This window comes from Candidatus Woesearchaeota archaeon (genome assembly GCA_027858315.1).
Taxonomy (GTDB): Archaea; Nanobdellota; Nanobdellia; order Woesearchaeales; family UBA583; genus UBA583.
Window position 1 is genome coordinate 1 of the sequence record JAQICV010000013.1, and the last position, 5,359, is coordinate 5,359.

Here is a 5,359-nt window from a genome sequence, read left to right on the forward strand (position 1 = left end):
AATAATCTGAATAATTTAACTTACTCAGACTTTGAACCATTATTAAATCAAGTTTCAAAAACTCAAAAGAGTAAAAGAGTTAAAGCTGGTGGAATATCTGGATTAAAAGAAGGTGAAGATTATCTTGTATTCCCTACAGATAAGTTCTTAGGCTATGTTCCCTTAAATCATGAAGCAAGTAAATTGATTGCTTCTAAATCTATAGGTGGTTGTGAAGGTAAATGGTGTACTGCATATCAAAAAGATTCTAGCTATTGGAGAACATACGTGTTAGAAAATAATATTGTTTTAATCTATATTCTTCATGAAAATGAAAAATATGCTATTGCTGTTTACCCTAATATGGAGATGGAAGTTTTTGATAAAGAAGATAGGAATATTTCTATAGCTAAATTAGAAGATATTCTAGGAACCAGTTTGTTTTTTATGACTAAAGAAAAATCCTTTTATAAGAAAGTTAATAGACTTACAAGACCAGCTTGGGAAAAAGGAGAATACTATAAAGTTAAAGATAGAGAAGAACTTGATTATATTCTAAGTAATACTAGAGACAATGCGGATTTGAATCATTTAGACATTAGTAATGTAAAAAGTATGAGCTATCTGTTTCAGGATAGTGAGTTTAATGGTGATATCTCAAACTGGGATGTTAGTAATGTAGAAACTATGAGCTATATGTTTTATACAAGTAATTTTAATGGGGATATATCAAACTGGGATGTAGGTAAGGTAGAAATTATGAGCTATATGTTTTATACAAGTGAGTTTAATGGGGATATATCAAAATGGAATGTAAGTAATGTAGAAACTATGAGTTTTATGTTTAATGATAGTAATTTTACTGGAGATATATCAAACTGGGATGTAAGTAATGTAAAAAATATGAGCTATATGTTTAAGGGTACTGATTTTGATGGAGATATATCAAACTGGAATGTTAGTAATATAAAAGATATGAGATTTATGTTTCGGGATTCTGCACTTGAAAATAATCCCCCTATATGGTATAAATAATAAAGAGGTAAAAATATGGCATTAACAATAAGTCAATCAGATTATGAATATGTATTATCAATTTTGGGGTATCCATTGATTGATCCTACTACAGTTTCATTACCCTATAACCAGACTACAATAGAAAACTATGCTATTCTTCCAGCTATGAAAGAATATTTTAAATGGTTTCCTATAAGAGAAATACAGTCTATTGCTATAGGTGCGGGTGCTGAAGGTATAGTTGAATTCCCTGATGATTTTACCTATAGTGTAGTACATCATGCTTTTACTTCACAGGCTGATACATTAGGTAATAATTATCCTTCTGGTAATCCTTTTGTAACTCAAATGAGTGTAATGAAATCAAGCTATTCCTCTTTTGGAACAAGATATAATTATGGTATGAACTCTATAACTGGATCACTAAAAAGTGCTGATGATGTTCAAAGAAACTCTAATCGTATAACTCGGTTTGATACTGATGAAACAAATAGAGTAGTTACTTACTTCTGTAATGAACCTGGATATGTTGATATTGAATGGGCTAAATGGTCAGAAGACTTTAATAAAATCCCTTGGAATAAACAAAAAGAAGTGTTAGAATTAGCACAAGCTGAAACACTACTTTGGGTAGTAAGAGTTTTATCACAGTCTAACCCTGAACTCCCTACTGAGTTTAATTATGATGATATGAGAACTGAAGGAGAAGATATTAAAAAAAGATTACTTATTAAATGGAAAGAGTACACTAAAGCTGTAGCAATAAGATAAGAGGTTATTATGGACTATATAAAAAACTTTCTTGAAGACTCTGACTATACTATTGATAACTTAGTAGAATCTTTAGAATCAGAGAAAGAGCTAAGAGTATTAAATAGGAAGTTAGTAGAACATCTCATTAAAACTAACGTAAATGATTTAGCTTCCTTACTTCCTGAGTCTTATGATAAGTATTTAGACTTATCTAAGAAAAGATCATATTATTTATTAAAGGTTTTTCCTGATTGGCTAAAACTATCTAAATCTAAACTATTAAAACCCTTTTTACAAAATTTCCAAGATCGTTATTTTGGTATTTATTTAATTGTAGGAAATTTTCCTCAAAAGAAAGGTATCGCAGGGGTCTATAACTCTAAATCAGATAATATATCTTTATTTCTAGACTCTCAGGAGATGGAAGATAGAATAATGAATAATGTTTATGAAGCTATTGAAGAAAGAAGTAATAAAAAACTAGAAAAAATATTAGCAGAAGTATTCACTATTGGTAGAAACCCTATGGAGTCTACACTTTTACATGAACTAACTCATGCCTATGATGATTATCAAAGTAAAGGTAAATATAATAATAGCAATTATATTACTCCTGAAAAAGGATATAAAGACTATGCAAAGCAAAATATAGAAGTAAATGCTAGATTTGCACAAGCTATAGATATATTAGAAAAACAAGATATGAAATATGTCATAGGTGATTTTGATGATTTTATGACTAATGCTAAAAGTGCCTTTGAAGGTTGGAAGATTTTAAGTATAGATCAGCAGAAGAGGCTTACTAATAGATTCTATGATTATTATACTGAACCATTAAAAGATATGAGAAGGTTTAAATCTGTAAGAAAAAAATTATATACTAGATATGCCTATAATATTTTAAATAATATTGATGGAGATAATACTAATCCAAATTTAGAAATACCTATACCTGAGTCATTAAAAGGTATGATAAAATCAACTAGTGACTTTAAAGATTTTCTAAAAGAGATAGCACAGGATTTAATTGATGGAAACTATGATAATAAAGTATTTAAAAATCCACGTATACTTGAAAATCCTTATAGTGCGTTTAGTATGATACACCATAAATATAAAATGTTATCAGGATTTAGGAGAGCTATCAAAGATAGTGATCTTATGAATAAACTAATAAATGAAACCTTATTAGATATCGAGGCACTAGGACAAGTATTAGACTTAACTGAACTGGAATTAAAAACTATTTCTTCCAGATTTGACAAGAAATAATAAATTAACTATAATCAATAAAGGAGGAAGATATTGATTGATATTAAGATGTTAGAAACAAGTAATTGGACTAATGCTATCTATGGTATGAGACTACCTATGAACTCACATCAGAAAATGGATAGTCATTTTGATGAAAACTACAGTTTTATTGTAGGGGAAAATGATTTAGCTTTAATGAAAAAACTAGTTAAATCAGGGTCAGATCATAGGAAGGTAATTAGACAGATACAGATTAGTGTATCTATTAAAGCCCCTTGGTACTGGTGGAAGGAATATGATACATATAAAATTTCTACAGTAGCTAATTCAGAATCATCCATGCATACTATACATAAAGCAGATTTATCTTTAGACAATTTTAGTTTTGATAGTATTGATCCAGATACATATCAAACGTTCCAATTATATATTGATTTTATCAATAGTAAAATTAAATTATTCAATGAAACAAAAGATAAAATGGTCTGGAAAGATATCATACAAATGTTACCTTCCTCTTTTAATCAAGAAAGGATGCTAACATTTAACTATGAGAATATGCTAAATATGTACTATGCTAGAAAAGATCATAAATTATCTGAATGGAGGGACTTCTGCCAGTTTATGCTTGACAATCTACCACATTTCAAGTATCTTATTGATTAAGCATAAAATATATTAAAATTTAATTAACCTTGTAATAGAGGTGGGGGAGTGTGTGACAGGATTAAATAAAACAGATAAAGAAGTAATAGAAGAAATAAGAACCTATACAGGGCTAGGACTAGCTGATATAGTCAAAGTATTTGAGTGGTTTAACCTATATGCATTAACCTCTTATTCAGAAGGGGAAGAAATTAGAATTCCTTATTATGGTAAAACACTTCTGAAATTAAAAGAAGATGGTGAGCTAACAGGTTTTTTCTCTCCATCTAAATTCCTAAATGATATGATTAAAGGTTATGAAAAGGCTAAAAAAACTGGTGAATACTATAATATAAACCTAGTTAAAAAACTTAAAAATAAATCTAATGAAATACTTGAAAAACAAATGGAAGGATAAACTCTAGATGGACGAATTATATATTGATAACCATAGACTAATAAAAGGTGATTGTCTGGAAGAAATGGATAGGTTGATACTGGAAGGGGTTAAAGTAGATGCTATAATAACAGATCCTCCGTATGGCACAACGGCCTGTAAGTGGGATAGTGTTATTCCTTTTGAACTTATGTGGGAAAGATTAAATAAGTTGATTAAAGTTAATGGTGCTATTGTTTTATTCGGTTCTGAACCTTTTAGTAGTGCTTTGAGAATGAGTAATATAAAAAATTATAAGTATGATTGGGTGTGGGTGAAGCATCATAAAACTGGACATCTAAATGCTAAAAATAGACCTATGAAAACCACTGAAAATATTATAGTATTTTCTAAAAGTAAACATATATACAATCCGCAAGGTTTAATCCCTTTTAATAAAGTAGTCAACAACTCAGACAGAACAATGAGCCGTGGTAGCGATGGTAGTAGTGCCTCCTCTGTAATAAATAATGCACCTATTAGCAAGAACTATTTTCAAAAGTATACAAATTATCCAGTGGAGATTTTAAAATTTGCGTCTTTAAACTCTAAAGCAGTACACCCAACACAAAAACCAGTAGCCCTCATGGAATACCTAATAAAAACCTACACCAACGAAGGTGAAACGGTACTTGATTTTACAATGGGAAGCTTCACAACTGCAATAGCTTGCCTCAACACTAAGCGAAGTTTTATAGGTATTGAAAAAGATGAGCATTATTTTCAAGTTGGAAAAGATAGATTAGAAAAACATTTATTAACACTAGACATTACTCCCAAAATAACCTATAATCAAGTATAGCTAATGATTAAAGGGGTAATAATATGCCAAGATTTTTAGACAGAATAAATATGAGGTATGGGCGTTTGCTTGTTATAAAGCACGCTGGGAAAGACAAAAGAAATAAGCATTTATGGTTGTGTAAATGTGATTGTGGGAATGAAAAAGTTGTCGTAGCTGATAATCTGTCAAGTGGGAAGTCAAATAGTTGCGGTTGTTTAAAAGTGGAGTTTCTTGCAAAAAATGGGAACCAGTATGGATTATATGAAGATAGAGAAATAGCTTTGCTAAAAATCCAGTATAGCCACATAAAAAGAAGAAATAAGAAAATGGGTTTTGATGGCGTAATGGATTTTAAAACCTTTACAATTTTATCTAAAATTAAAATAGGGTAGGAGTTACCCGAATTTACGCTTGTAGAGATTAAGACCTCTCAAAAATAAGTTTACTTAATTTTGAAGTTTGATCGTTGAAACAAGAAGCCCAAAGTTTTA

7 protein-coding genes are annotated in these 5,359 nt (G+C 29.8%); all 7 read left to right on the top strand.

Annotated features, from left to right (window positions below; all coding sequences use genetic code 11):
• Positions 1-1,014, top strand: a 1,014-nt coding sequence (locus tag PF569_00840; GenBank protein MDA3854773.1) for a BspA family leucine-rich repeat surface protein, incomplete at its 5' end; no start/stop codon positions are given.
• Between the two features lie 15 nt (positions 1,015-1,029).
• Positions 1,030-1,767 carry a hypothetical protein gene (locus PF569_00845; protein MDA3854774.1) on the top strand — a complete coding sequence of 246 codons (738 nt, stop codon included), beginning with the start codon at positions 1,030-1,032 and terminating at the stop codon, positions 1,765-1,767.
• 9 nt (positions 1,768-1,776) lie between these two features.
• A complete protein-coding gene (locus PF569_00850; GenBank protein ID MDA3854775.1) occupies positions 1,777-3,021 on the top strand; it encodes a hypothetical protein in 1,245 nt (414 codons plus the stop codon).
• Between the two features lie 33 nt (positions 3,022-3,054).
• Entirely contained in the window at positions 3,055-3,669 is a 615-nt protein-coding gene (locus PF569_00855) for a hypothetical protein (GenBank protein MDA3854776.1), read from the top strand.
• A 52-nt stretch (positions 3,670-3,721) separates the two neighbouring features.
• Positions 3,722-4,066 carry a hypothetical protein gene (locus tag PF569_00860; GenBank protein MDA3854777.1) on the top strand — a complete coding sequence of 115 codons (345 nt, stop codon included), beginning with the start codon at positions 3,722-3,724 and terminating at the stop codon, positions 4,064-4,066.
• Positions 4,067-4,073: 7 nt separating this feature from the next.
• Positions 4,074-4,886, top strand: a complete 813-nt coding sequence (locus tag PF569_00865; protein ID MDA3854778.1) for a site-specific DNA-methyltransferase — start codon at positions 4,074-4,076, stop codon at positions 4,884-4,886.
• A gap of 23 nt (positions 4,887-4,909) precedes the next feature.
• Positions 4,910-5,260, top strand: a complete 351-nt coding sequence (locus PF569_00870; GenBank protein MDA3854779.1) for a hypothetical protein — start codon at positions 4,910-4,912, stop codon at positions 5,258-5,260.
• Positions 5,261-5,359: the final 99 nt, after the last annotated feature.